Below are 26,065 nucleotides of genomic sequence, written 5' to 3'. Positions count from 1 at the left end.
CTCCCCCGAGGGGCGGGGTCTCTCTCCGCGTCCGCTCCGGGCAGGCGGCGTTCGCCCGGCGCGTTCCGTGGCGGGAGGTCGGGAGCTGATGCCCGGCCTCACCGCCCGCCCGGCGCCCGGGTCCCGCCGTCCCGGGGCAGCCGAGATCGAGCGCCTGCGGGCCGCACCCGTCTGGTCGGACGACATGGTCGCGGCGGCGGGGCTGCGCGCCGAGGACGCGGCCTTCGTGACGGTCGGCGGCGGGCTGGCCGGCTTCGCGTTCGTGGACGCGCTGCGGATCCGCGGGGTCGAGGCGGCGCGGATCCGGGTGGTCAGCCCGCAGCGCCGGCCCCACGAGAACCTGGGCCGCCTGGTCAGGACGAGCCAGATCCGCGACGACGATCCGCTGCGCTCGGACTCGGGGTCGCGAGCGGACAACATCTGGGGGTTCCCGGGATACGCGATCCAGGAGGCGGTCAGACGCCGCACCGTCCGCCCCCTGTGGAAGGTGCTCACCGAACCGGTGGCGGCGGAGTTCTACAATCCCTCGCCCGGCCAGGTGTTCCGCGGAATCGACCGGGAAGCCGGCCGGATCGGCTGGGAGTCGATGCTGGCCCCAGGGCAGGCGGAACTGATCAGGCGCCGTTCCGAGGGCGGCGCCTACTGCCTGGTGTTCCCCGCGGACCACTCCCCTCCCTATATGCTGCGCAGCCGTTACCTTCACCTGGGCACGGGGTACCCGGCGCTCGGGTACGCGCCCGAACTGACCGAATACCGGATGCGCCACGGGGAGTTCTTCACCGTGGTCAACGCCTACGAGCCGCACGAGCACGTGTACCAGGTGCTGCGGCGCCGGGCGGGGACGGTCATGGTCCGCGGCGCGGGCATCACCGCGTCGCGCGTCCTGCAGAGGCTGATCGACGACCGCGACCGCTCAGGACGGCAGGTACGGATCCTGCATCTGTTCCGCGACCTCGACGAGCACTCGCAGGCCCGGCCCGGATCCGGCCCGGCGTCCGGGCACGGCTGGCGTTACCAGGCGTTCAGCTTCCCGAAATCGGCGACCTCGGGACAGCAACGGGAAGAGCTGGCCGGTATGGGGAGCGCGGACCGCACGGCCTGGATCACCGCGATGGGCGGTGCCACCACGGCCAAGCGGCGCCACTGGCAGCGGCAGCTGCGCAGGGCCCGCTCGGAGGGCTTCTACCGGGCGCTCGGCGGCGAGATCACCGCGATGGAGCCGTCCCCGGACGGACGGGTGCGGATGCTCATCGACCGCCCCACCGGGGACGATCCGCTGCGGCTGAGCATCGATTTCCTGATCGACTGCACCGGGATGAGCCCGCGGCTGCGCGACAGCCGGCTGCTGGCCGACCTCGTCGACAGCGGCGGCGCGGGCGTCAACCTCCTGGGCGGCCTCGACGTCGGCCCGCATTTCGAGGTGCGCGGTCCCGGCGGCGAGCCGGGACCCCTGTACGCTTCCGGCGCGATCGCGCGCGGCGGCTACCTGGCTCCCGCCGACTCGTTCGCGGGACTCGTCGACGCCGCGCTGCTCATCTGCGACGACCTGGCGGTGCGGGGAGAGTGCGCGCGGCTGGGCCCGGCGCGCTCGTTCGCCGCCTGGGTCAAGTGGCTGGCCCGCCGAGTGCCATGACTCCCACGCTGGAAGGCCGGCTGCAGACGAGGATCTTCCTCGCCGCCACCGTCGGGGTGCTGTGGACGCTCGTCATCACGCCCGTCCTGCCCATCCCCGCCGGAGTGACGGCGGGCATGTCGACGATGGGCATGAGATATTCCATGGCGTTCGCCGGCCTGCTGCTGATGACCGTCTACGGTCTGGTGTGGGAGCACCTCTACCACCGCCTCCAGCAACGGCGCTGGGACAGGGACTGGCCGTCGCTCTTCGCCCTGCTGACCGTGCTCAACGAGGCACCCGTCGTCTGGCTTCTGGCCCTGCTGTTCTTCCCGGTCATGGCGGGTCCCACGCCGGACATGCTCACGGTCCATGACGGCGGCATCGCGGGGCCTCTGCCGGGTATGTCGGATCCCACGCCGGACATGTACGGCCAGCTGGACACGTCGGGCTCCCTCGGGCTGGACTCCCCCTATCTCCCCGCCTTCACCATCCACATCGTCACGACCTGGGTGGTCATGTGGCTCTTCAGCCAGGGGCTGATGCGGACCATCTTCGTTCGCTGGCGTTTCGAGGGCGGACGGATCGTGCACTCCCGGATTCCGGACAGCGCGCCGCCCGGCGATCGGCCCGAGCAGGCCCCGCCGGTCGGCGGCAACGGCTCCGAGGCCGGGCCGCGGCAGGCCCTCACGGGCCCGGCGGCCGCCGGGCGGGCCTTCCCTTCCCGCGCCGCCCGGGCTCGGCCGAACGGGCTCCCGGCGTCGGCCTCGAATGACGACCTGGTCGAGGGAGGCAGGTGCGGCCACGGCCACTTCGGCTATCCGGGGCTGCGGTACTGCATGGTCTGCGGACGACCGCTGTCGCAGTTGAACGGCACACGCGCCCTCGGCCGGCGCCCGCCCGTGGGAATCCTGATCTTCGATGACGGCGCCACGCATGTCCTCGATGGCGACATAAGGCTGGCCCTGGTGGAAGGACAGAGAACTGTCACCGTCGGGCGGGACGATGAGATACCCGCCGCCTCCGCCCTCGCCGATATCCGGCTGGACGGGTGGCACCCCGCCGTCTCGAGCGAATCCCACCCGATCGTCGTTTCGACCGCCGACGGCGAGGACGGCCTGCGCGTCGAACCCGGTGCCTCGGTCCGGTTGACGCCGGGCGCGGAGTTCACCGTCGCGACGCACTGGGTCCGCTACGAGAGCCCGTATCCCCCTGCCGAACCGGACCTGGCGGCACGGGGACCGCGCGCCGAGGCGGTTCCCGAGGTCGGCGAAACCGAATCACTCACCGCCACGACGCCGCCGCGACCAGGGGTCCCGCGATAGCGGCGCCCCTGACACCGTGACACCAGTCCTGAGCGTCTACCTCGCGACTTCGGTATGTCCGCAGTTCAATCGGGCCTTTCCCCGCATTACCGGGGATGATAAACTTCGGCGCGGCTTACTGAAGGTAACTGAGTTCACTTGAGGTAAACAGCGGTCGCCCTGTCAGTAAAGGTGAGCCAGTCGCCCCGACAAGGCGGAAAGCGGCTTATGCGTAATTGGCACACCAGGGGATGGCGGCGAGTCGCTCACACCGCGTCCGGACCGCCGCCAAGCCCCACCTGCCCTGGGCCCGGTGCCCCCTGCGCGACGTCGCGACCGTCCTCTTGCGCGCCGCCGAACCGCGACGCGGAGAGTTCGCCCATGACTCCGCCCGTCCGTCCGGATCTCCGGTTGACCATAACATCCACTCGATGTCCGGTCCATGGAAACTCTCGCGGCGGCAGCGGTGAGCCGGCGGCGCGAGACCGCCGAACCGGCCCCGGCGTCCTGATGACGAAACACGCCCGTCGGCCCAGGATAGGAGGAATCAGGTAATGGGGACTAAAGACCCGGATCCCAAGGATTCGGCGCCCGTAGCAGCCAAAGCCGACCCGCACCGGTGGCGCGCGCTGGCCCTTCTCGCGGCCATGCAGTTCCTCCTCGTTCTCGACGCCACAGTGGTGAACGTGGCTCTCCCCGAAATCCAGCGCGACCTGGACTTCTCCTACGAGGGCCTCTCCTGGGTCCCCAACGGCTACGTGCTGGTCGCCGGCGGGTTCCTGCTGCTGGGCGGCCGGCTGGCCGACATGTTCGGGCGCCGGCGTCTGTTCATGACCGGCCTGGTCGTCTTCGGGGTGGCGTCGGTGGCGTGCGGCGCGGCCGCCTCGTCCTCGATGCTCGTCGCCAGCCGCTTCGTCCAGGGAATGGGCGAGGCGCTGGCGGGCCCGGCCGCACTCGCCATGATTCCGCTGCTGTTCCCCGACCCCCGGGAACGGATGAAAGCGGTGGGAATCTGGGGCGGCATCGGCGGGCTGGGCGGGACGCTCGGTCCGGTGATCTCCGGGCTGCTCACCGACGTGGACTGGCGGTGGATCTTCTTCATCAACATTCCGGTCGTGGTGGTCGCGCTGCTCATCGTGCCGCGGGTGCTGCCGGAGAGCCGGATGGCCCGCGAAGGCCACCGGATCGACGCAGCCGGAGCCGTCACGGTGACGGGTGGCTCGTTGGCCATCGTGTACGGCGTGCTGAACGCCACCTCGCATTCGTGGGGCTCGTGGCAGGTGCTCCTGCCGCTTCTCGGCGGCCTGGGCCTGCTGGCCCTCATGGTCGCGATCGAGGCTCGCGCGTCCGACCCCCTGGTCCCGCTGCGCTTCTTCAACAACCGCACTCGGGTGACCTCGAACGTCCTGACCGCGGCCCTGTTCGCCGTGTTCGTCAGCTACGCCTTCATGCTGACCCTGTACATGCAGGAAGTGCTCGACTACTCCGCCCTGAGGACGGGGCTGGCGTACCTGCCGCTCGGCCTGGCGTTCGGCGCGGGCATCGGCGTGAACACCGCGTTGATGCCACGTCTCGGCGTCAAGGTCGTGCTGACCCTCGGCTTCGCCGGCGCCGCCGCGGGAATGTACGTGGCCGGCTTCATCGAACCCGATTCGTCCTACGTCGGCGGGCTGATGCCCGGCCTGATCGTGGTCGGGCTGTTCACCGGGATCTGTCTTCCCGGCCTGATCAACGGTGCGCTCCATCAGGTCACCGGCCAGGACTCCGGCCTGGGATCCGGAGTGCAGACCGGTATGCAGCAGATCGGCTCGGCCCTCGGCCTGTCCATCCTGCTCACCACGGCGCTCAACCATGCCGGCGACCGCATCCGCACCGGGGTGCCGCCTGCGGTGGCACAGACCGACGGATACTCGCTGGCCTTCGTCGCCAGCGCCGTGGTGCTCGCCGTCGCCGCCGTGCTCGTCCTGGTGCTGCTGGAGAACGTCACCGCCACACCGCGCGCCGCACTCGCCGAGGTCTCCTCGGACGAGGTGACCTCCTAGACCTGGTCACCGGCGACCGGTCGGCGGCGCGCCACACAGCTGGGCGAGCCGTCCCGGGTGCGGCCGCGCCGACGAGCGCGGTCGCACCACGGCGCCGAGAGGTACGCCGCCGCCAGGGCCGTGGGCCCGCCCGGCGGACCGCCTCTCAGCACCGGGCGCGTTCCGGCAGCCCCGAGATGTCGTCGTCGTCGGCGTGGTGGTCCCGCCACGACGTGAGGAACCCGATCAACCGGGAGATGTCGCGCAGGTTGCTCACCGGCCCGAGCGAGATCCGCAAGGCACCGCCGGTGGGCAGCCGCACGGCGCGCCGGTACTCTTCCGCCGTCGACAGCGCGGGCCGCCGTCCGGCGCGCAGCAGGTCCTCGGGGTCGAGCGCGAAGATCGTCTCGCCGACCCCGGGGTTGCAGAAGCAGCCGGCGCGCAGGGCGATGCCGTTCCTGGCCGCGCTGTTCTCCACCGGCCGTTCATCGACGAGGACGCCGTCGGCGTCCAGCAGGTTGAACGCGATCGCCGCGCCCCGGTCCTCCATGCCGTCGGGACCGTAGACGACGCACAGTGGACGACCGTTGGTGTGGCGCAGCTCGCGCATCTCGTCGAGCAGGTGGCTCATCAGGTGACGCACCCTGGTCCGGGCGCCCTCGCGGCCAAGAGTCTCCCGAACGTAGGTCAGGCCGATCGGCACCCCGAGCACCCCGGTGAAATCGGGCGTCCCGTCCTCGAAACCCTCCGGCGGAGCGGCCGGCGCATGCCATCCGCCCAAGGCGCTGGACGCCACCACGGTTCCTCCGGAGAACCACGGGCGGCGCAACTCCGCGAGCGCCTCGTCGCGGGCGACCAGACAGCCGAGTCCGGTCGGCCATCCGAAGATCTTGTAGTAGGACAGCGGGACGAAATCGGGTTTGTCGCGGCTCAGGTCGAGGTCGGAGAGCGCCAGGTAGGCCGCGGCGTCAAGCGCCACACGCCAGCCCCGCAGGTGGGCCTCACGGATCCAGCCGAGCGGATGCTTCACGCCGGAGAAATTGCTCTGTGCCGGATACGCGAACAGTGACGGCGACGCGCCCTTGGGATCCAGGGCCTCTACCACGGTGGCGGTGGCGGCGCGCAGATCCGGCCGCAGCGGGATCGCCTCCACGACGGCGCCGCGCGCGCGGGCGAAGTCCCTGATGCCGAGCACGGAGTTGTGGTTGTCCTGCAACAGCGCGAACCGGGAGCCCGGTCCGAACGGAAACGCCTCGCCCACCAGCCGCAGGGCGCCGGTGGCGTTCGCGGTGAAGATGACCGAGTACTCGTCGGGGTCGGCGTTCAGGAACTGAAGCGTCTCCTCCCGGGCCCGGCGCATCGCCTCGGTGGACCGCCGGGACGGTCCGTTCTCCGAATGCGGATTGCCCCACGTGTCCCCGCACAGGACCTGCTGGAACGCGGCGACCTGTGACCGGCCGGGCAGGCCGCTCCCGGTGTAGTCCAGGTAGACCAGATCCTGGTCATCGAGCCGCGCGAAGTCCTCGCGGCGGATCCGGTCGAGGTACTCGGTGGCGGAGTAGCCCGGATGAACCCGCGAGAACTCCGCGAAACCGAGCGCCTCCCGCGCCTCAGCGGTCGTGGCGGGCCCGCTCACCGGGAAGCGCCGGCCTTCGAGGCCCTCTCGGCGAGCATTCTCGCCATCCTGGAGTACCCCTGATCGACGACTCGCTGCGCCACCTTGTCATGGAAGTGGGGGTCCTCGGGGATGATCGCGTCGAGACCGTCGGCATACCGGTTGAACATCGAGAACGCGGCGGCGATCAGCACGGCATCGTGGATCTCGACGTCCGTCGCCCCGGCGGACCGCGCCAGGTCGACATCGTCGTCCAGCACGTTCCGGCCGCCGATCCGCACCTTTTCGGCGATACGGAGCAGAGCCTTCAGTTTCGCACTGATCGGTGCATCGTCCGGCTTCGCTCGAACGGCGCGCACCACCTCCCGGCCTTCGTCCAACTGGATGGCCGCGATGGTGAAGTGCCCGTCCCGGCAGAACTCGCTGGAATTTCCCTGGGACACGTATCCGGCGATCAGCTCGCGCTCGCCACGCGACAGCGAATTGTCCGCGCGAAGCAGCACCTCGCAAAGCTCGAGCAGCGGCACGGCCGTCTCGGGCCTGAACTGGAAGAGCCCGAAGGTTCCGGGGCTGTCCTTGGCGACGGGAATGTGGGGCATGATTCCTCCGCGATATCCTAGTCCGGCCGGTGGGCGTGCAGGGTCCGCAAGCCGGCGTCAAGCGCGTAAAGCGAGGCGCCCACGGCGGCCGCGACGGTCATCTCGAATATCTCGTCCTCGCTGTGGCCGGCCGACTTGAGGTTCTCGATATCTGAATCCGTCACCTCCCAGGGCTCGTCCCTGACCTTCATGGTGTAGGACGACCAGGGCTCTGGAAGTGCTTCTCCGGTGGCCGCGGCCTGGCGCGCCGCGGGATCGGCCCGTCCGGAACTCTCGAACACCGCTTCACGCAGGTCTGAGATGAGCAGCGAGTACTTGGCGGGCGTGGCCTCTTCTTTGTCGCGCATGACGCTCCTTTCAGCGCAGCGTGAATGCGGGGAACCGGTAGCTGAACTGATGGAGGGCCTTGGTCCCCTTGGTGACCTGGCCATCGAGCAACCTGAAGTCGAAGGCATAGGTCAGCCGGTCGACCGCGTTCCAGACGAAGGCGACATGGAGCGCCTCGATCACGGCCTCATCGGGGACGCCCAGCTCACGCGCCTCCGCGAGATCGCTCTCGGAGACCGAGTCGGGAGAGTGCGTCAGCGTCTCCAGGAAGGGCAGGATCGCCCTGAGTTCAGGCCGCGCGACCTCGGCATCCGCCGCGTCCACCTCTCCGTCGGCGGCGATGCCGATCATTTCGGTATGAATGTCTATGCAGTACGAGAGCTTGTAGACCCGCGCGATGCACAACGCGATGTACTCGCGCTCGCCGGCGGTCCAGAAGGACGGTCCGCGCATCGACTCCGCGAAGAGTTCGGTGACCGCACGCCCGAAGAGCTCCGGACGGTAGAGAAACAGCTTGACCACATCGGCTATTTCCGCGCCGGAAGCCTTCGAGGCCATCAGCATAAAGAACTTGGCAGGCCTGCGATGACCCTTGTCGAGGTTGTTCAGCCGCATGCTTCCCTCACCTGCCCGTGCTCCTTGTCGAGGTTCATGTCCGGGTCGCGCAAGTGTCGCGCAGCCGCGTACCGCCGACGGCGCCGCGCATCGGACACTCTTCTGAATAGTGCGCCAGCACGGCGCTCGCTGCCAGCGCTCGACCGAACGCCGACAAGCCGTTCAACCTCGAGAAGTTCGCGGTTGAACGGTCCGGCCGGCGGCGGCGCCCGCACGTCGAACCGCATTGACTATCTTTTCTTAAAGTGTTTGCCTGAATCCGCAGAACCCACCCTCTTGGCGTCAAGAGCGTCATTGGCCGTCCGGCCAGTGCGCCGCAAGTCCGATTCCCCATTTCCACAGAAAGGCTCAGGCATGACCGAGTCCGAGAACGTCCTCAAGCGCGTCATGGAACGCGGCGTCGCCGTCGGGTCCGACGGCTCACAGAGCCCCAGCCCGGACGCGGTCGTCAAGGGGCACGAGTCGGCCTGGGGCGGGCCCGGGAACCTGTACCCGATCCGCCCGTACACGCTGACCCCTCCGGCCCTGGAAGCGTTCACCGTGCGCGAGCGCATCCACGTCCTGGTCGACGGGCTCGGCGAGGACATCGTCGACCTGCACGGCATGGCGATCTACCGCCGGCACGACCCCTTCGCCGCCGACGGCGTGGAGCTCGAGTGGACCAACTCCACGATCACCGCCCAGTTCCTGACCCTTCAGGTCACCGGCCACAGCGATGTCTTCGGCCAGGTCAAGGTCTCCAACACCCCGTCCAAGCCGGAAGGAGCCAGGGTCCGGCCGACGCCCTTCCGCGACGGCACCCTCATGCCCATCAAGGACTGCGTCACCGACCTCTACCCCCAGTTCGAGATCGAGCAGCTCGGCCAGGTCATCCACACCGGCGACCGCGTCGTGCGGCTCGAGTCGCGGATCGCGATGGTCCCCCCGATCGGCGACGTGTCGCGGACCTCGACGAAGTACCCGCTGTATGACAGCGAGAACCGCCCGGTCGGCGAGCTCATCGCCGCCGACATCGAGATCGGTGCGCTGCTTCACCACGTTCCGATCGACAGCGTGAACATCTCGCCGGCACTGGCCGAGGTGCTCCTGAAGGCATAGACAGGGTCAGCCCGCGGCGCCTTTACCGAGCCGCCGGGACGACCGTCACCCACAAAGAAGCCCGCCGGCGGCAAACCGGCGGGCTTCGTTGCGGCGATAATGCGCTCACATTACGCTGTCGATATATTCAACAATTGACACATTAAGGTCATTCATATGTTCAGGACGGTCCAGGACGCTGATTGGTCGGAAACTGATGTCGCCGCGCACGGTGTCAGCCCGGACGAAGCGCGGGAGGCGGTTCTTGAACGTCCTTTCTGGTCCGCTCCGGGCCCGGAGGGCACGACCTTGGTCTATGGCCTCACCGGCGCGGGCCGTCATCTGCTGGTGTCGGTGATCGCCGAGGGTGACGCCGCCTTCGTGGTCGCCGCCCGCGACATGAAGGAGTCATGGGACGACAGCTATGCCGGCGAGACTCCGCCCCCGTGGGACATCGGCCGTCCGCAACCGGCCTTCGTGCGGCTGGCGGACGAAGGACGGCTGCGGGGTCGCGTCCTCGACGCGGGCTGCGGGACCGGCGAGCACGCACTGCTCGCCGCCGACCGGGGCGCCGACGCCACCGGCATCGACCTCTCGCCGACCGCGATCGCGTCCGCCCGAGCGAAGGCGGCCGAGCGGGGCGTGAGCGCGCGATTCGAGGTCGCCGACGCGCTCGACCTGCCACGCCGGGGCACGACCTTCGACACGGTGATCGACAGCGCCGTCTTCCACGTGCTCGACGACGACGACAGAGCCACGTACGTCGCGAGCCTCTCAGCCGTGCTGCGGCCCGGCGGCACCTGCCACCTCATCTGTTTCAGCGACCGGCAGCCCGGCAGTTGGGGCCCGCGCCGGTTCCGGGCGGAGGAACTGCGCGCCGCGTTCGGCGACGGATGGAACGTCCGCTCCCTCGCCGCTGACACCTTCGATCTCAATCCCTTCCACGGCCTGACCCGGGCTCGGTCCTGGCTCGCCGAAATCGAGCGCGGGTAAGGCGGTGAAGGGGCGGACGCGAGATCGCGCGGGTTCTCAGCCGAGGCGGAGGCCGTCATTGTGGCCGAGTGCCCGCTCGCCCCACGCGCGAAGGTTCATGTCGAGGTTGTTCGCCTTGTGCTGCGCCACGGCGTGCACGTCCCTCCAGTGCCGCTGAAGGGGCGAACCCTCGTCCAGCGTGCTCGCCCCCGCGTTCAGGAACAGGTCCTCGACCGCCTCCACGCACAACCGGACCGAATACGCGTTGTCCCGGCGAGCCCGGGCGAGCGTCGCGGGGGCCGCGGCGCCCAGAGCGACCACGTCCGAGGTCACGCTTTCCGCGGCCCGCCGGATCAGCGTCTCGGCGGCCTCGATGCGCGCGGCGGCACCGCCGAGCCGGGCCAGGCCGCTCGCGTCCCCGGGCGGGGAGGCGCCCGCGGTCGGACGCTCCTTGCCCTTCGCCTGGTCGATCCACGCGTCCATCGCGGCCCGTCCGATGCCCACGGCGGGTGCGGTGAGGAAGACCTGCCAGGGGCCGACGAGCGGGAGCTGGTACATCGGGCCGTCGTTGACCCTGGAGCCGGGCGACGTGGCGTCCAGCAGGTCGGTCAGCCGCAGCGTGCGATGGTGCGGCACGAAGACGTCCTCGGCCTGGACGCTGCAACTGCCCGTGCCGGCCAGCCCGGCCGAGCGCCAGTCCTCGACGACCTGGATCTCGTCCTTCGGGATCAGCAGGAATCGCATGTCCGGCGGCCCGTCCCGCTGGATCACGGGGGCGAGCAGGGCGACCCAGTCGGCGTGGTGCACGCCGGTCGAGAACCGCCACCGGCCGGCCCGGACGTGGAGGCCGCCGTCGACGGCGTCCGGGGGGCCGCCGCCGCTGAAGCACGTACTCATGATCGCGTCCGGATTCGGTCCCCACACCTCCTGCTGCGCCTGTTCGCCGAACAGCGCCACGAACCAGCCGTGGGCGATGACCAGCGAGTAGGTCCAGCCGGTGGATCCGCACCCCTGGGACAGCAGGTTGATCACGTCGAAGGCGTCGGCCAGGTGGAGTTCCGAACCACCGAAACGCCGGGGCTGCGTGATCCGCATCAGCGCCGAGCCGGTGAGGTCGGCGAACGTATCGTCCGGTATCCGGCGGAGCGCCTCGGTTTTGGCGGCACGCTCGGCCAGAACGGGAATGAACGCACGCGCGCGGGCAGTGGCCTCGGCAGGGGTGAGCGCTGCGGAACCGTTTGCCATAAAGGGTCACCTGCTTCCGGATCACGGTAATACCGCAATACTCCGCTTGGCCCTCGCGCGCTGTGAAGGGCCACCGCCGACGTTCAAGACGGACTGCCGTCATTGCCTTCGGCCGCAACCGCCCCCGCAATAAGAGCACGTTCAATGCTGGTGCAAATCAGAACCAGCCAGAACAATGGCTACAGCGTCCGCGTCATTGGTGATGGCGACGCAAGCGACCCCATGCCTGACGAGCGTCCAGAAGGAACCGGAGTTCGCACGTGACAAACACAGCCGGCGCACCCACCTCCCTTCACAACAGCCTCACCGTGCTCAACACCGGCCGCCACAAGGTGGCGTTGGGCATCTTCCTGGCGATCGTCCTGGCCCACTGGGCCGAGCACATCGCGCAGGCCGTCCAGATCTGGGCCCTGGGCTGGACGGTGCCCGAGTCACGCGGGGTCCTCGGTGTCCCGTTCCCGTGGCTGGTCACCTCCGAGGCCATGCATTACGGGTACGCGCTGGTCATGCTCGTCGGACTCTTCCTCCTGCGCAGGGGCTTCACCGGGTCCTCGCTCACCTGGTGGACGATCGCGCTCGCGATCCAGTTCTGGCACCACATCGAACATCTGCTGCTGCTCGGGCAGGCAGTCCTCAGCAAGAACCTCATGGGAGAGCCGGCGCCCACCAGCGTCATCCAACTGCTGGTCCCCCGAGTGGAACTGCACCTGTTCTACAACACGATCGTCTTCATCCCGATGGTCATCGCCATGTATCTGCACTGGCGGCCGCCGGCCGCCGACCGCGACGCCATGAAGTGCTCGTGCGCCTACGCGCGTGGCTGACGGCCGCTCCGCACCGCCCATGGAGAAGACCCGCCGATCGTCGGCCCCTTCGGTGCTGGCCGCTGTGGTCGGGCTGCTTCTGTTGCTGATGACAGCTCCGAACATGGGTGTGGCGCTGCGCGCCGCCCGCGCCGACGGCACCCCGGGCACCTTCACCGCCGACCGCGCCTCGTGCGTCACGCACGTCAGCCATGAGTCGTGCTCGTGGTACGGCTCGTTCCGCCCCTCGGTGGCCAAGCCCACGCGTCACGGCGTCGTTCTCTACGGGGCGGGCAAGAACGCGCTGCACCGCGGCGAACGAGTCACCGCCGTGGACGTGGGACGTTCCGGACGCGTCTATCGGCCGAGCGGCTCCAACGAATGGATCCCCACCGGCCTGCTGCTGCTGGCCGGTCTGGCCCTGCTGATCCCCCTCGCCCGCCGCCTCATCGAGACCCCGCGCAGCCGCAGCCGCGCCCCCCACCGCACGGCTTGAGCGGCCGGACGGGGCGGGGCGGGGCGGGGCGGGGCGGGGCGGGGCGGGGCGGTGGGAGGGTACGGGACGGCACACGAAGGTGAGGTGCTCGTGCGCTCTTTGAAGCTTGTGCCCGGGCTCGGTCGACGATCCGAGGCTGCGGCGGCTCGATGACGAGGCGTTAGTTGGCAGGGTGTGCCTCATTGAAGGCTCTCAGTGCGCTGGAGGCGAACCGGGTCGCCATCGAGCGGGTGACCTTGCCCTTCTTGACCAGGTCTCGCAGCGAGTTCTCCACGCACGACCTGAACGTGTGCGCGGACATTGACCGGTCTGTGTAACTGCACGGAATCTCCGGGAACGTGATGCGCTCACCGGCTCGCACGTCGTAGAGCTTGCTCCGGGCGCCGCCCGGCCAGAGGATCTCCAGCGTCCCGGTTCTCGCCTTCCCCATTCCGAAGGACTGGGCCAGCGAGTTCTGCGACGCGAAGCTCGACCCGGCCACGACGGGACTGATCGCCGCGGGGAGGCCCGCGGGGGTGAAACTGACGACGGCACCGATACCGTCCCGGTTCGCCTTCGCTCCCGGAACAAGCCCGATGCCGCCGAGCGTTCGCACTTCGGCCCAGTTGTTCCCGGTGCCGCCCTCGTTCATCTCGACGGCGAGCGTCCCCTCGGACGTCGTGCCCGGGGCCGGTTTGTAGCTCATGACGCCGACCGACTTGTACTGCATGAGGTACTCGCCCTTGTCGAACGGCGAACCGAATTTCTGGGGATCCGCGGTGAGCTTGCCGACCATGACCCCCTGGGCCGCGCTCACCAGGTCCACCTGGCCGTCATTGTCCAGGTCGCCCGCGGCCACGCCGGTGACGATCCGTCTGCGATTGTCGGCTCCGCTCCTGGTCAGCGCCGGATCGTAGGAGAACGAGGGATAGAGGCCCTTGACCAGCCCCTTCGGGCCGTCGTTTCGCAGGAGCGTTCCCGGGTTGTCGGCGTTGACCCCCACGATGCCTTCCATCGCGCCATAGAATGCGATGTCCGTATAACCGTCGTTGTCATAGTCGAGCGCCGAGACGCCCCAGCCGAACGGCGTCGCGTGCAGGCCGCCGAGGCTGGGATCGGCGCCGCTCTTCGCGGGATACCGGACGGTCGAGCTCCGCGGATCGGCGAAGGTTCCGTCCGGCCGCTGCACCAGCCACCGGCTGGAGAAGTCGCCCAGGTTTTGCGGCAGACCGTACATGGGAAGCAGGAAGTCACCGAAATTGGTGACGAACATGCTCAGCCGTCCGTTGAAGTTGAGGTTCCCGAACGCGAACCCCATCCAGGCGCCGGGAGATTCGAGAAGGCCGAGCTGCCGCGTGACATCGGTGAACTGACCTCGGCAGTCGTTCTTATACACGCGGATGAACCCTCGGTCGCGCCCACCGCCGAATTTCGCCAGCGGGACCGCGCCCTGGTCGGACCCCACCACGAGGTCAGTGCAGCCGCGCTGGAAGAGGTCGACCGCGGCGATCACCCAGGTTTGGCCCAGCAGCGGGGTCGTACTGGAGAACCCCGACGACACGCTGGCATCCCGGAAACGCGGACGATCTCCGCCCATGTTCTCCAGCAACTGGTTCGGCTGGTTGTACTTGGGCGTGTCATCCATGATCGCTTTTGCGTTCTTCAGGTTGCTCGAGTTCGCGATCGCGATGCCGAGCCTTCCGTTGCCGGAGAAGTCCCCCATGGTGCAGCTGACATGGCTGTAGCCGCCCGCAGCGGCTCCGCTCTCCTGCGTGATGTCCCTGAAACGGCCATGGCCTTCGTTCAGCATCAGGTGGTTGGGGCCGTTTCGCGTCAGCACGTAGAGGCTCTGGTGACCAGAGTTGTCGATGTCCCCCGCGCATGCTCCGTTTGCGTTCACTCCCGGCAGTGCCAAGCCCACCTGGGACGCCACGTCGCGAAATTCGAGCTTTTTGGTCTTTCCCATCTGGTTCTCGTACAGGGAACTCGATCTGCATGGTCCGTTGGTCACGAATATGTCCTGGTATCCATCGTTGTTGTAGTCCAGGATGACCACGCCGGGTATCCCACGGTCGTGCATCGGCTCTTCCGTGAAGTCGTTGATCGAGATGAACAACCTCTTCTTGTTGCTTGCCCGGCGTTGATGCTCGGGCTCGGTCGGGCAGCGCCGGTAGGCGCCCAACGCCGTTCCGGGCAGCGCGATATTTCGGAAGGCAATACCGGCGTCGACCTGCTTGGCCGGCGCCTTATCGGCAGGTGCGCACGCACTGGCGACCATGACAAGCGATACAAGGATGGCCAGCAGACGAAAACTTGCTCCTGTTGTCATTTGTCATCCATTCAGCGGCGGGCCTTCAAGGGCGGGATCATCACGGCGGGTATGACGCCCAGCAGTGTCACCGCCGCCAGCGCGTAGACCGCCGCGCTGAATCCGTCGAAGAACTCCGGCCCGGATTCGTATCCACCGAAGGTGGAGAACATCGCCACGGCGAGCGCCACTCCGAAACCCGCTCCCGCCTGCCGGATGGTGGTGCTCACCCCGGAGGCGATGGCGAACCGGCCCGGGTCCGTCGACCTCATCACCGCGGTGGCGGTCGTCGGCATCGCGGCCGCCACGCCGATCCCCGCGATCACCAGCGGGACGACCATCGTCGCGTAGGTATGCCCCTCCATCACCAGGAACCCGATCGCGAAGAACGCGCCGGCGAACAGGGTGAGCGCGGCGGCGATGATGGGCCGCTCGCCGAGCCTGTCGGCCAGCACACCGGCCAGTGGGGCGACGATGGGCGCCACGGCGACCCACGGGAGCAGCCGCAGCCCGACGCCGATCGAGTTCGAGCCGAGAACGAGCTGGAGGTACTGGGTGAACATGAACGCGGTGCCATAAAGGCCGGCGCCCAGGGCGAAGCTGGCGGCACACCCTCCGGCGAACCTTCTGTCACGGAACATCGAGAGCGGAATCATCGGGTGCGAGCACTTGCGCTCCCATTGCACGAACACCAAAAGCCCGATGCTGCCGGCGACCAGGCCGACAATGATGGTGGGGTCGGAGCCGCTCACGCTGCCGATGCGAAGAAGCGCCTGCAGGAGGAGCACGATGGCCGTTGTGGAGAGGATGAGCCCGATGATGTCGAGGCGCCGTACGTCGCCCTTGGTCTCTTCGATCACCAGAAGGCTCAGCACGATGAGGACCAGGCCGATCGGGACGTTGACCCAGAAGATCCACTGCCAGGGCATGAAATGGAGGATCGCACCGCCGATCAACGGCCCCAGGGCGATGCTGATACCCATGATCGCACCCCAGACGCCGAACGCGGCACCGCGTTTTGCGGGCGGTGTCACCGCTGTGACAATGGACAGCCCGAGTGCCATTCCTATGCCACCGCCGATGCCCTGGAACGCGCGCGCGATGATCAGCATCCCGATCCCGGACGCGGAGCTCAGGGCACACCAGATCGACCCGGCGGTGAATATCGCGACACCGATGACGAACACCGCGCGCCGCCCGTAGCGGTCGCCCAGCGCCGAGCTGGTCAGAAGGGCCGCGGCGAAGCCGATTTCATAGGAATTGACCGTCCACCCGAGATCGCTGGCGGATGCGCGCAGTGTTTCGAACAGGGTCGGCAGGGCCACCATGATCACCAGGATGTCCAAGCCGACCATGAAGGCGGTTACCGACGCGAGGACGACCGTTTGCCGTTGCTTCCGCGAAGACACGCCGCCGGGAACGCCGGCCGTCGATCCGCTTGCTGTCACAATCCCCACGACGGAATCCTCCCTATAAGGATGACGCTTTCTCGGTAAGACTTCCGGCACGGAACGACGGCATGCGAAACGAGCGGAGACCGCGCACGTCCGCCCGCTGCGAAGCTCAGCTATAGGTAAATACAGTATTGATGCCACCGAGAACCGCAAGGCGCTCATCCGGGAGGGTGAACGTCATCCGTGCGCCCGGCGCAGATGTGAAAGCTTCGCGTCGACTACGTGCCGAACAAGTGCTCAACCGCGGATTCCCGCGATTGAGCGGGCGCCTTCCCTCTCCGTGGCGTCAGCTCCCGCCAACCCGAGGTTGAACACCGGCCTGCGCGTTCTTGCGCTAGATGTTTCTCAAGCATAACTTTGACGACTGGTAGCGCTTGCCGGTAGCGAGTTCGTCACCCGGCCGTCCAGGAGGAAAGCGCGATGACAGGGGAAGCCAGCGCCCGGGAGCAGTTCCCGCAAACCGCTGACCGCGTCACCCGGCAATGGAGTAAAGGCAATTTCGGGGCGCGCATGTACGACTTCATCGTCATGCACAAGCGGCTCGCCGGTCCGCTCGGCCGCATCATGTGGCACAACGAGATGGGAGACCTCTACGCCGATATCGCCGAGCTCGGCGACGTGCCCACGGGATCTGAGATCCTCGACATCCCCTGCGGCGGAGGAGTCGCCCTTCGCGGACTGCGATCCGACCGGCGGGTGCGTTACGTCGCCGCGGACATATCCCCTTTCATGCTGGATCGGGCCCGGGCGGAGGCGGCTCGGCGGGGTCTGGCGGATATCGATTTCGTGCACGCGAATGTGAACGGCATCCCGTTCGCCGACGCCACGTTCGACCTGTGCCTCAGCTACAACGGCCTGCACTGCTTCCCGGACCCCCAGCGCGCCCTCGCCGAGATGGTTCGCGTGCTGCGTCCCGGTGGGCGGTTGCGCGGAACCGCGGTGGTAGCCGGGGCCGGCCGCGTCCCCGCCGCGTGCGTCTCGATCTTCCAGCGCGCCGACCAGTTCGCAACCGTGGGACGAGTCGACGACGTCCAGCGGTGGCTTGCCGGGGCGGGGGTCATCGAGCCGCGGATCAGGCGGCGTGGCGCCTATGTCCTGTTTTCCGGCAGGAGGGATGACGCCGGGAAAGACTCTTCACCAGCAGAGGGAGGAAGCGATGTCTGAATCCGTGGGGGACGAGTACGACCCTCTGGGCAGGCATATCGATGATCCCTACGATTTCTACCTGCGCGCCCAGCGTGAAATGCCTGTCTTCTTCTCGTCCAAGCTGGGCATCTGGGTGGTAACGCGGATGGCGGACGTCAAGAAGGTTCTTCGCGATGGGACGACCTTCTCGTCGGTCAACAACCTCAGGCCGCTGGAACCGCTCAGCATGGAAGTCCTTCCCGTCATGTTCAGCGGCTATCCCCTGGTGCCGGTCTTCCTGGTGATGGACGGCGAGGAGCACCAGACGCACCGGGCTCCGTGGGCGGCGGGGTTCACCGCCGAGCGGGTCGAGGCGGTCAGGCCCTACATCACCGATCGCGCCACGGCGCTGGCCGACGATCTGATCGCGGGCGACAGTCCGGGCGATTTCATGGCCGCCTTCGCCAACCCGCTGGCCAACTCCGCCATCGCCCACATCCTGGGGATCGCCGATGAGGATCATGCCGCACTGGGCGAGCACACCAGGAAGGCCGTGAAGATCGCCATCGGTTACGCCTGCCGCTCCGAGGAGGAGCAGGTCGAGTCCGCGCGGTCATGGCTGCACTCCCAGCGACTGGTGGGCGAATACGTCACCGCTCGAAGGGCGGAGCCGCGCGATGATCTGATCAGCGAGGCGATCGAGGCCTACGCGCCCGACGGCGCACCGCTGGACGAAGACGTGGAGGCCGAACTGGTCGGCTCGGCCTGGGGCATCACCCTGGCGGGGCAGATCACCACGTCCGCCGCGCTCGGCGCCGGGGTGCTGCGCCTGCTCGAGCACCCGGAGCAGTGGCGGCTGCTGTGCGACCGGCCCGACCTGGTTCCGAACGCGGCCGAGGAAATTCTCCGCTACTGCGCCCCCGGCCACCTATTCCTACGGCAGACCACCGCGGATACGGTTCTGGCCGGCCAGCAGGTGCCCGCCGGCGCCGAGGTGGCCGTCTGCCCGGCCGCGGCGAACAGGGACGAGGCCGCCTTCGACCGCCCCGGCGAGTTCGACATAACTCGCCAGGCGCCAAGCGGGCATGTGGCGTTCGGGCATGGGCCGCATTACTGCATTGGATTCAGACTGGCCCGGCTCGAGCTCGAGGTTTCGCTGCGCATTCTCACCGAGCGCTTTCCGAAACTCCGCCTCGTGCCGGACCAGCCCGCGACCTGGCGTGCGTCGGTCATTCAGAAGGGCCCGGCCACTGTGCCCGTCGCCTGGTAAGCGGAGCCGCCCCCCGCTCCGAAGCCCGCCATCATGGTCACCGCCGCGCGGCGATCATGGTGGCGGCATGAGGCTGGGGACAACCCTTCTCGAACAGTCTTTCGGCCGGTGGGGCCGGTGGCCGAACCCGTGGCTCAGCCCTCGTCGAACGCCGCCTGGAGAGCGGCGACATCGAACTTTCCCGCCGTACCCATCATCGCCTTCGCGGCCCGGGCCGCCTTCGCCCGGTCGGGCGCGTTGAGCATGTCGGGCAGCACCGCGGGGATGACCTGCCAGGACAGACCGTACTTGTCCTTGAGCCAGCCGCCGCGGGCTCCCTCGCCTCCCGCGGTCAACGCGTCCCAGTAGTAGTCGACCTCCGCCTGGTCCGCGCACGGAACCTGGAGAGAGAACGCCTGGGTGAACGTGAAGGTCGGACCGCCGTTAAGCGCGATGAAATTCTGGCCGTTCAGAGTGAACTCCACGGTCGCGACCGTTCCCTCGGGACCCGGCCCCGCCGCGGTGAAGTGGTTGATTCGGCCGAGCGATGAGTCCTTGAAGATACTCGTGTAAAACCGGGCCGCCTCTTCACCGTTGCCGTTGAACCACAGGCAGGTGGTGAGATTGGTGCTGGACATCGGTCGTCCTCCTCGGCTGGTGCCCTCTTGCGCTGCGGATTGTTGTGCCCACCCGAGCCTAGTCAACTCCCCTGTCCGAGCAAGGCCCAAATTGTCACCTCTTGATGGTCTTGCTGAATGCTTTTCGCTTTTGGACGGCGGGTGGACAACCGCGTCTCGACGGGCTCCGGTCGGTCGTCAGTCGAGGCTCCTCGCACCGAGCAGCGCGACGACCCGGCCGGGCACCGCGGAACCTGCGAGCGGACCATCACGGCGCCGATCGTCCGCCGCCCGCTCAGAACTCCGATCATCGCCGCCCCCGGAAAGACTTTCTGACGCTTCCGGCCGCTTGGCCCGTCTTTGACTGGACGCAACTCGCCGCCATGACCCTCTCCGAGATCTGCGCGCCCACAAGTACGACATTCCGCGACTATCGCGCTTGTACAACTGCGGAACCTTGCCCTTGATGGTCGGCACTTCCGTAATATAGAACTGAAGCGTTGATCGGTCGATGACAACAGATCGCCCGGTCTTCACGCTCCCCGCAAGCAAACAGGAAGGAAAACCGATGATCCCCCGCATTTCCCGGAGGGTCGCCGCCACGGTCACTGTTCTCGCCATCGGCGGCGCAGGCCTCGTCGCGGCCCAGGCGCCCGCGAGCGCCTCGCCCTTCACCGCCACCTACTCCTGCAACGTCGCAGGCGAAGGCCGGCCCTCCAAGATCGAGGGCTCGCTGACGGCCTCGCCGAACCCCGCCGCCTCGGGCACCAAGGTCAACTTCGCCCTGGACGTCGCCAGCATCAGCGTGCCCGCGCCCGTGGCCATCGAGTCCTGGAATGCCACCGCCGTCATCGAGGGCAGTGGTGCGGAATCATCGACCTTCAACGCCACCGCCTCCGGCGGCTCGATCCCGGCCAACCACCCCATCCCCGACGTCCACATGGTCGGGTCCTGGACGCCTTCCGCCTCGGGCACGGACAGGTTCATGATCGGCGACATTACGATCAACCTGAACGTCGAGGGACAGGGAACCTTCACCGTTCCCTGCACTCCCACCGGAACGCGACCGGTCGCCGAGACCCTTACCGTCAATTAGCCCCAGCAACGCTGATCCGGTTTCCCAGCCATAGCCCCCGGGCCAGGAGTTGAAAACAAAGCGGGCGACTCCAGTTAATGGAGGCCCGGCGACAGGCTCTGGGCCGGGAAACCGGATCAGCGCGCACGCGGAACAGGCAGGCTCCGGCTCCGCCCTGTTCCTGCCCCGGTACGAACCGGGCGACGGCTCGTGGTCAGTGGCTTCATCTCGTTCCCGAGCCCGCAGGATTTCGCAACGCGTCCGGCAAGTGACAACCGGAAAAGGATGCGGATGATGACCACGACCACGGACAAGCCCACCGGCAACGCATTGTCGGGCACGCCCACCAGCACCGATGAGTGGCGCGATCGCGCACGTCAGATGGCCGATCTCCTCGCCGTGGACGCGGCGCAACGGGATAAGGAGGGAAAGCCTCCCCATCGAGAAGTCAAGCTGCTGAAAGACAGCGGTTTGGTGACCTTGCTGGGGCCGGCGGCTCACGGTGGTGGCGAGGAGACCTGGTCGACGGCGCTGCGGGTATGCAGGGAGGTGTCCAAGGCGGACGGCTCGCTGGGCCAGTTGCTGGGCTACCACTACCTGTGGGCTTGGGCGACGCGGTTCTTCGGGACCGAGGAGCAGATCGTCCAGGAAGAAGCGCGCTACACGCGCGACTGCCTTTTCTATGGCGGCGCCATCAATCCCAGGGACAAGGACATCACGGCGGTCGACGAGGGGGCCGCCCTTCGGCTGAACGGCGGCAAGTCCTTCGCCTCCGGGAGCCTGGTCTCCGACCTGACCTGCCTGACCGGCGCGCTGGACGACGGCAGGCGTCTGTTCGTCATCGTGGATTCGAAGTCACCCGGCCTGGCCTACAACCATGACTGGGACAACATGGGCCAGCGCCTCACAGAATCGGGCAGCATCACCGCCACCGATCTGATCGTGCCGTGGAGCGCGGCGATCGGCTATGTCGACAAGAAGATCACCCCGATGGTCTACAACTCGCTTTCGCTTCTGACGCTCCAGCTCGTCATGACGAACATGTACCTCGGGATCGCCGAAGGCGCCATGGCGTCGGCCGCCGAGTACACGCGGACCAGAACGCGGCCCTGGCCGTACGGCGGCGACGACAAGGAGGCGGCGACCGACGAGTGGTACATCCTGGAGGCCTACGGTGACTTCCGTTCCCAGCTGTGGGCGGCCGAGGCGCTGATCGACCGGGTCAACGAGGAACTCTCCGACCTGCTGCACGGGCAGCGGGAGGCCGTCACGTTCGCCCGGCGAGGCGAGGTGGCGGTCCGGATCTCCGCGGCCAAGCAGCTGGTCATCCGTCAGGGACTCGAGGTCTGCTCCCGGATCTTCGAGGTGATGGGGGCCAGGTCAACGGCCGCGGAGCACGGGTTCGACCGGTTCTGGCGGAACCTGAGAACCCACAGCCTGCATGATCCGGTGGCGTACAAGGCACGAGAGGTCGGACGCTACACCCTGCTCGGGGAGCTGCCGCAGCCTTCCTTCTACACGTGACCGGAGGGCCGGCGGTGCACATGATCGGCAAGCGATTCCACTCGAGGTCACGGCCATGAAGCACCACCGCCGCAACTACGGCCAGTATTGCGGCCTGGCCGCGGGCCTGGACCTCATCGGCGAGCGCTGGACGCTCCTGATCGTCCGTGAACTGCTCAGCGGACCCTGCCGGTACAACGAGCTCCTGGCCAACCTGCCGGGCATAGGCACCAACCTGCTGGCCGACCGGCTGAAGTTCCTCGGTCAGTGCGGAATCATCCGCCAGCGGTGCCGGGAGAGCTCGAAACTTCGCGACTACGAGCTGACCGAGCAGGGAGAGGGCCTGCGCGAGGCGGTACTCGCCCTGGCGCGCTGGGGCCTGGGCATGCTCGACCAGCCCGCCCCTGGAGACATCGTCCGCCCTCGGTGGGCGGCGCTCGCCATCGAGGCGATCCTCGACCCGAGCAGGGCGGGACCCGACGAGCAGTACGAGTTCCGCATCGACGACGAGGTCTTCCACGTGAGCGTGCTCGGCGGTCAGGTGACGGTCGGCCACGGGAGGGCCGCCATCGGGCACACGCTCACCCTCACCACCGATTCGGTCACCTTCGTCAAGATCGGCGCCGGGTCGCTGAATCCGCTGGAGGCGACGCTGACCAACCGCCTGGTCATCGACGGGGACGAGGAAGCGGTCGTCCGCTGCTCGCGCATGCTCGGCCTGATGGCTTAGAACGAACCGCTCACAGACGGAGGGACCCGGTGACTGAAGCGCACGCACGCGAGCCGGCCCGCGCGAACCTCAGCGCCGGGACGCGCACGGCCTACGCGTTCGCCGCGGAGGCGACGATCGGGCACCGGAGCACCCGCTACCTGATCGGACGCCGGTTCCGCGAAAGCACGGCCGTGACGGTGCTGTTCGTCTCGCATCCGGCGAATCTCGCCGGCACCCATGTGTGGATCACCGAGGACGCGGCGGCGGGCAGCTGCGACGTCGTGACCTACGTCCCCACCATGAAGATGCCGCTGCGTCTGGTGGAGCGTCATATCCTCGGGTGTCTGCCGCTGACCGACATCGGCTACCTGGATCTCATGGCCTGGCGCTACCCGCGCCTGGGCGCGAGCGAGGAAGGCCACGCCGCCGACCTGTCATGGAGCCGCTGGACCGGCGCCGAGGCACGCACCTACCCCGGTCCGGCCTGCACACCGGGCCTGACCGTCACCGAGGCGACCGACAGCACCACCCGCCTGGTCGTGGCGCGCGCCGTCGACCGCCTCGGCCTCCCCGTCCGCCGCTGGGAGGTCCTGGAGCTGGGCGACCCGGGCACCGGCGGCCTGCCCCGGCGCATCCAGGTTTCACGGCCGCAGACGGGGCACTCGACCGAGTTGCGGCGCACCACCGAGCCGGTGGACATCCCCGGGACGGAGTTCGACACCGCCCCGGGCCCGCTCGGCCGGACCCTTGAGGAGGCCCTGGACGGCCAGGCGGCGGCCTGAGCCACCCGTCGTCCGGTTCGGCTCGCTCAACCTCGGAATTCTCGCGATCGAGCAGCTGCCTGGATGTGCCAGAGGCGTGCGGTCTCAGCGGGACGGGGCGAGGCGTTGGGCCAGCCAGGCGAGTGACAGGAGGTGGCGTTGGTCGAGGTCGCCGTGGCCACCCGGGAAGAGTTCGAACCGTTTGGTCTCATCGCGGACGCCCGCCCTGGCGAGGGCCTGGTCGACGGCCTGGGCGCCGAGGTCGAGATGGTGCTCGTCCGCCGCTCCGCTGTCGATCCAGATGCCGCGCATCGATCGCATCGCCTCGGCGTGCCCGGAGACCATGCGGACCGGGTCGACGTCCAGCCAGCGCCGCCAGACATCGGGGATCAGCATGCCGCTCTCGGGATCGAAGGGAATCTCGGGCGTCCCGTCCGTTCGGGCCGAGAAGCAGGCGGACACGCCGTACAGGATGAGCAGGGAACGATCCGCCGGCTTGGCCAGGACGCCGCGCTCCTGGAACTCCTTCCACCAGCGCTGGATGTCACCGCCATAGGCGCGCAGGAAGCGGATACATCCGAGGAATTTCGCCACGCAGGTGTATTCGAACAGGGCGTCGCCCGCGTGGGACGCGAGCCCACCGAAGAGATCGGGGCGCAGCATCGGCGTGATCATCGCCCCGTAGCCGCCGCTTGATTTTCCGGCTATGCCGCGATGGTCGCGATGGGCCAGGGTCCGGTAGTGCCGGTCGACCCAGGGCACGATCTCCTCGCAAAGGTAGGAGTGGTACCGGCCAGTGCCCGGCGAATCCAGGTACTGGCTGCCTCCGTAACTGGTCCAGGCATCGACGTACACCACGATCGCCGGGGGTGCGGCCCGGTCGGCGAAGAGCTGGTCCGCCGCCTCGATGAGCGTTTTGCGAAAGGGAGCACGGTTGCGCCATATCTCAAGGTGTCCCAGATATCCATGGAGGATGTAAACCGCCGGATAGCGGCGATCGGGTTCAGCGTCGTAGCCCGGTGGAACATATACCCACAGTGGACGCCGCCACGGGTCGCCGAGCGGATTCCCGCGAAGCATCGCGCTTTCGAGTACGTGTTCATCGAGACGCCCGGACAGTTCGGCTGACCATGGAATCATTTCTCCTCCTCAATTCCTGGCGGCGGGCTGCGGGAATATTGATGAGCGGTGACGGGCGATGTTTTACTGTACGCCCGGCATGTCATTGATGACAGCGTCGTGATGAATTGGCGGGTGGGCACCAGGAAGGGAATGAGATATGACCGGCCAGGTGAGCTATGCCAGGATCGGCCGGCGGCTGGGCCGGATCTGCGGGTTGTGCGTGGTGACCGGCGGGCGCATGGCCGCGATCGTGATCACGACGCGGCGCTCCGAGCGGGCCGGCCGCCTGTCGGCCGAATTGGTCCGCATGATCGAGCGGCTCGGCGGCGCGTTCATCAAGACCGGCCAGATCGTCGCGACGCGTGTCGATCTGGTGGGCCCGACCGTGGCCGGCGAGCTGAACCGGCTCCACGACCATGTGGCGCCGATGACGGCGAACGAGGCGGTCACCGCCGTGCGGCACGCCCTCGGGCCGCTGCCGGACGCGATCGCGGACGCACTGGCCGACCCGCCCGTGGCCAGCGGCTCGGTGGCGTCGGTCTACCGGGTGCGGCTGGCGGATCGGACGGTCGCGCTCAAGGTCCGCCGCCCGGACGTCGGCCGGGCCATCGCCGCGGATCTCGCCGTCATCGGCTGGCTGGCCAGGGCCGTGACCAGGGTGCCCGCCTTCCGCCGGGTGCCGATCATCGAGATCACGGATCAGATCGGACGCTGCCTGATCGGGCAGCTCGACTTCGCCGCCGAGGCGAGCAATCTGGAGCGGATGAGAGACCACCTCGCCGCGGTGCCCGGGACGTACGTCCCCGCGGTCATTCCGGAGTTGTGCGGTGACGGCGTCATCGCCATGGAATTCGTCGACGGGTTGACGCACGCGTCCATCGAGGAGCTGCCGGAACCGGTTCGCGAAGCGGAGGTCACCGTTCTCGTGCGGGCCGTCTACCATCTGCTTTTCGCCGCCGGATTCGTGCACGTGGACCTGCACCAGGGGAACACCTACTTCCAGCCCGACGGGACGGTCGTCCTGCTGGACGCCGGGTTCACCTACAACCTGAGCCGCGAAGCGTCCCGGAGCTTCACCGAGTTCTTCGGCGGGATGATCGAGGGGGAAGGCGAGGCCTGTGCCGACATCCTCTACGCGACCGTGCGAGGGAACACCTCGTCCGCGGCGAGCGCCGAATTCCGCGACGGTGTCGCCGATCTGGTCAAACGGAATACCGGCTCACGCGTCCAGGATTTCAATCTTTCGCGTTTCTGTGTGGAGCTGTTCGATCTCCAGCGACGATCCGGGCTTTTCGCCGAACCGGAGTTCGTCTTTCCCATGCTCTGCCTGCTCAGCCTCGAAGGCCTGGTGAAGAAGCATCAGCCGATGATGGATTTCCAGATCGAGGCCGCGCCGTATGTGATGCAGAGCCTGCTCGCCGAACCGCCCGATGAGCGGCGAACCGCCTTGCCATGAACCTGATAGCGCGACCTT

The 26,065-nt window shown here is 68.0% G+C and carries 23 protein-coding genes; 14 read left to right on the top strand and 9 right to left on the bottom strand.

What is annotated here, in order from left to right:
- The first annotated feature begins 88 nt into the window (after positions 1-88).
- The 3 genes from ACQPY4_RS10145 (at position 89) to ACQPY4_RS10135 (ending at position 4,958) form a co-directional block, all read left to right on the top strand.
- Entirely contained in the window at positions 89-1,633 is a 1,545-nt protein-coding gene (locus tag ACQPY4_RS10145) for a hypothetical protein (RefSeq protein ID WP_433334833.1), read from the top strand.
- Positions 1,630-2,937, top strand: a complete 1,308-nt coding sequence (locus tag ACQPY4_RS10140; protein WP_433334831.1) for a hypothetical protein — start codon at positions 1,630-1,632, stop codon at positions 2,935-2,937. Before ACQPY4_RS10145 ends, ACQPY4_RS10140 begins: the two co-directional genes overlap by 4 nt.
- Before the next feature lie 533 nt (positions 2,938-3,470).
- Positions 3,471-4,958, top strand: a complete 1,488-nt coding sequence (locus ACQPY4_RS10135) for an MFS transporter (RefSeq protein WP_433334829.1) — start codon at positions 3,471-3,473, stop codon at positions 4,956-4,958.
- A gap of 145 nt (positions 4,959-5,103) precedes the next feature.
- Here the strand turns inward: ACQPY4_RS10135 and ACQPY4_RS10130 are convergent, their stop codons facing one another.
- The 4 genes from ACQPY4_RS10130 to ACQPY4_RS10115 are packed head-to-tail and all read right to left on the bottom strand — an operon-like array spanning position 5,104 to position 8,093.
- Complete coding sequence (locus ACQPY4_RS10130) at positions 5,104-6,573, bottom strand: aminotransferase class V-fold PLP-dependent enzyme (RefSeq protein ID WP_433334827.1); 1,470 nt, start codon at positions 6,571-6,573, stop codon at positions 5,104-5,106.
- Positions 6,570-7,151: a carboxymuconolactone decarboxylase family protein gene (locus ACQPY4_RS10125; RefSeq protein WP_433334825.1), complete on the bottom strand. Its 582-nt coding sequence runs from the start codon at positions 7,149-7,151 to the stop codon at positions 6,570-6,572. The genes ACQPY4_RS10130 and ACQPY4_RS10125 overlap by 4 nt, the downstream gene beginning before the upstream one ends.
- 17 nt (positions 7,152-7,168) lie before the next feature.
- Positions 7,169-7,498 carry a hypothetical protein gene (locus ACQPY4_RS10120; protein WP_433334823.1) on the bottom strand — a complete coding sequence of 110 codons (330 nt, stop codon included), beginning with the start codon at positions 7,496-7,498 and terminating at the stop codon, positions 7,169-7,171.
- Positions 7,499-7,508: 10 nt separating this feature from the next.
- A complete protein-coding gene (locus ACQPY4_RS10115; protein WP_433334821.1) occupies positions 7,509-8,093 on the bottom strand; it encodes a hypothetical protein in 585 nt (194 codons plus the stop codon).
- Between the two features lie 354 nt (positions 8,094-8,447).
- Between ACQPY4_RS10115 and ACQPY4_RS10110 the strand changes: the two genes are divergently transcribed.
- Complete coding sequence (locus ACQPY4_RS10110) at positions 8,448-9,191, top strand: DUF6073 family protein (protein WP_433334819.1); 744 nt, start codon at positions 8,448-8,450, stop codon at positions 9,189-9,191.
- A gap of 156 nt (positions 9,192-9,347) precedes the next feature.
- Entirely contained in the window at positions 9,348-10,163 is an 816-nt protein-coding gene (locus tag ACQPY4_RS10105; protein WP_433334817.1) for a class I SAM-dependent methyltransferase, read from the top strand.
- A gap of 36 nt (positions 10,164-10,199) precedes the next feature.
- Here the strand turns inward: ACQPY4_RS10105 and ACQPY4_RS10100 are convergent, their stop codons facing one another.
- Complete coding sequence (locus ACQPY4_RS10100) at positions 10,200-11,387, bottom strand: acyl-CoA dehydrogenase family protein (RefSeq protein ID WP_433334815.1); 1,188 nt, start codon at positions 11,385-11,387, stop codon at positions 10,200-10,202.
- Between the two features lie 260 nt (positions 11,388-11,647).
- Between ACQPY4_RS10100 and ACQPY4_RS10095 the strand changes: the two genes are divergently transcribed.
- Both ACQPY4_RS10095 and ACQPY4_RS10090 read left to right on the top strand, forming a co-directional pair.
- The gene (locus ACQPY4_RS10095; protein WP_433334813.1) at positions 11,648-12,211 is read left to right on the top strand and encodes a hypothetical protein; all 564 of its coding nucleotides are present in this window, start codon (positions 11,648-11,650) and stop codon (positions 12,209-12,211) included.
- 88 nt (positions 12,212-12,299) lie between these two features.
- A complete protein-coding gene (locus ACQPY4_RS10090) occupies positions 12,300-12,686 on the top strand; it encodes a hypothetical protein (RefSeq protein ID WP_433334811.1) in 387 nt (128 codons plus the stop codon).
- A 160-nt stretch (positions 12,687-12,846) separates the two neighbouring features.
- Here ACQPY4_RS10090 and ACQPY4_RS10085 read toward each other — a convergent pair whose 3' ends face one another.
- Positions 12,847-14,994, bottom strand: a complete 2,148-nt coding sequence (locus tag ACQPY4_RS10085; protein WP_433334809.1) for a CRTAC1 family protein — start codon at positions 14,992-14,994, stop codon at positions 12,847-12,849.
- An 11-nt stretch (positions 14,995-15,005) separates the two neighbouring features.
- Positions 15,006-16,430 (bottom strand): MFS transporter, encoded by a 1,425-nt coding sequence (locus ACQPY4_RS10080; protein ID WP_433334807.1) that lies wholly within the window; start codon positions 16,428-16,430, stop codon positions 15,006-15,008.
- Positions 16,431-16,847: 417 nt separating this feature from the next.
- Here ACQPY4_RS10080 and ACQPY4_RS10075 point away from each other — a divergent pair, with 417 nt between their 5' ends.
- Positions 16,848-17,591, top strand: a complete 744-nt coding sequence (locus ACQPY4_RS10075) for a class I SAM-dependent methyltransferase (RefSeq protein ID WP_433334805.1) — start codon at positions 16,848-16,850, stop codon at positions 17,589-17,591.
- A complete protein-coding gene (locus ACQPY4_RS10070) occupies positions 17,584-18,822 on the top strand; it encodes a cytochrome P450 (protein ID WP_433334803.1) in 1,239 nt (412 codons plus the stop codon). The genes ACQPY4_RS10075 and ACQPY4_RS10070 overlap by 8 nt, the downstream gene beginning before the upstream one ends.
- A gap of 134 nt (positions 18,823-18,956) precedes the next feature.
- Here the strand turns inward: ACQPY4_RS10070 and ACQPY4_RS10065 are convergent, their stop codons facing one another.
- On the bottom strand, positions 18,957-19,439 hold the full coding sequence (locus ACQPY4_RS10065; protein ID WP_433334801.1) for a VOC family protein: 483 nt from the start codon (positions 19,437-19,439) through the stop codon (positions 18,957-18,959).
- A gap of 547 nt (positions 19,440-19,986) precedes the next feature.
- Here ACQPY4_RS10065 and ACQPY4_RS10060 point away from each other — a divergent pair.
- From ACQPY4_RS10060 to ACQPY4_RS10045, 4 genes are all read left to right on the top strand, one after another.
- A complete protein-coding gene (locus tag ACQPY4_RS10060; RefSeq protein ID WP_433334799.1) occupies positions 19,987-20,514 on the top strand; it encodes a hypothetical protein in 528 nt (175 codons plus the stop codon).
- Positions 20,515-20,784: 270 nt separating this feature from the next.
- Positions 20,785-22,017 (top strand): acyl-CoA dehydrogenase family protein, encoded by a 1,233-nt coding sequence (locus ACQPY4_RS10055; RefSeq protein ID WP_433334797.1) that lies wholly within the window; start codon positions 20,785-20,787, stop codon positions 22,015-22,017.
- 55 nt (positions 22,018-22,072) lie between these two features.
- A complete protein-coding gene (locus ACQPY4_RS10050; RefSeq protein ID WP_433334795.1) occupies positions 22,073-22,726 on the top strand; it encodes a winged helix-turn-helix transcriptional regulator in 654 nt (217 codons plus the stop codon).
- 29 nt (positions 22,727-22,755) lie between these two features.
- Complete coding sequence (locus ACQPY4_RS10045) at positions 22,756-23,490, top strand: hypothetical protein (RefSeq protein ID WP_433334793.1); 735 nt, start codon at positions 22,756-22,758, stop codon at positions 23,488-23,490.
- A gap of 84 nt (positions 23,491-23,574) precedes the next feature.
- Here ACQPY4_RS10045 and ACQPY4_RS10040 read toward each other — a convergent pair whose 3' ends face one another.
- Positions 23,575-24,549, bottom strand: coding sequence for an alpha/beta hydrolase (locus tag ACQPY4_RS10040; RefSeq protein ID WP_433334791.1), 975 nt, complete (start codon positions 24,547-24,549; stop codon positions 23,575-23,577).
- A gap of 199 nt (positions 24,550-24,748) precedes the next feature.
- Between ACQPY4_RS10040 and ACQPY4_RS10035 the strand changes: the two genes are divergently transcribed.
- Positions 24,749-26,047 (top strand): ABC1 kinase family protein, encoded by a 1,299-nt coding sequence (locus tag ACQPY4_RS10035; RefSeq protein ID WP_433334789.1) that lies wholly within the window; start codon positions 24,749-24,751, stop codon positions 26,045-26,047.
- The last annotated feature ends 18 nt before the right edge of the window (positions 26,048-26,065 follow it).

Source organism: Spirillospora sp. CA-294931 (genome assembly GCF_050946795.1).
GTDB lineage: Bacteria > Actinomycetota > Actinomycetes > Streptosporangiales > Streptosporangiaceae > Spirillospora.
This window is presented reverse-complemented; position numbering and strand designations above follow the sequence as displayed.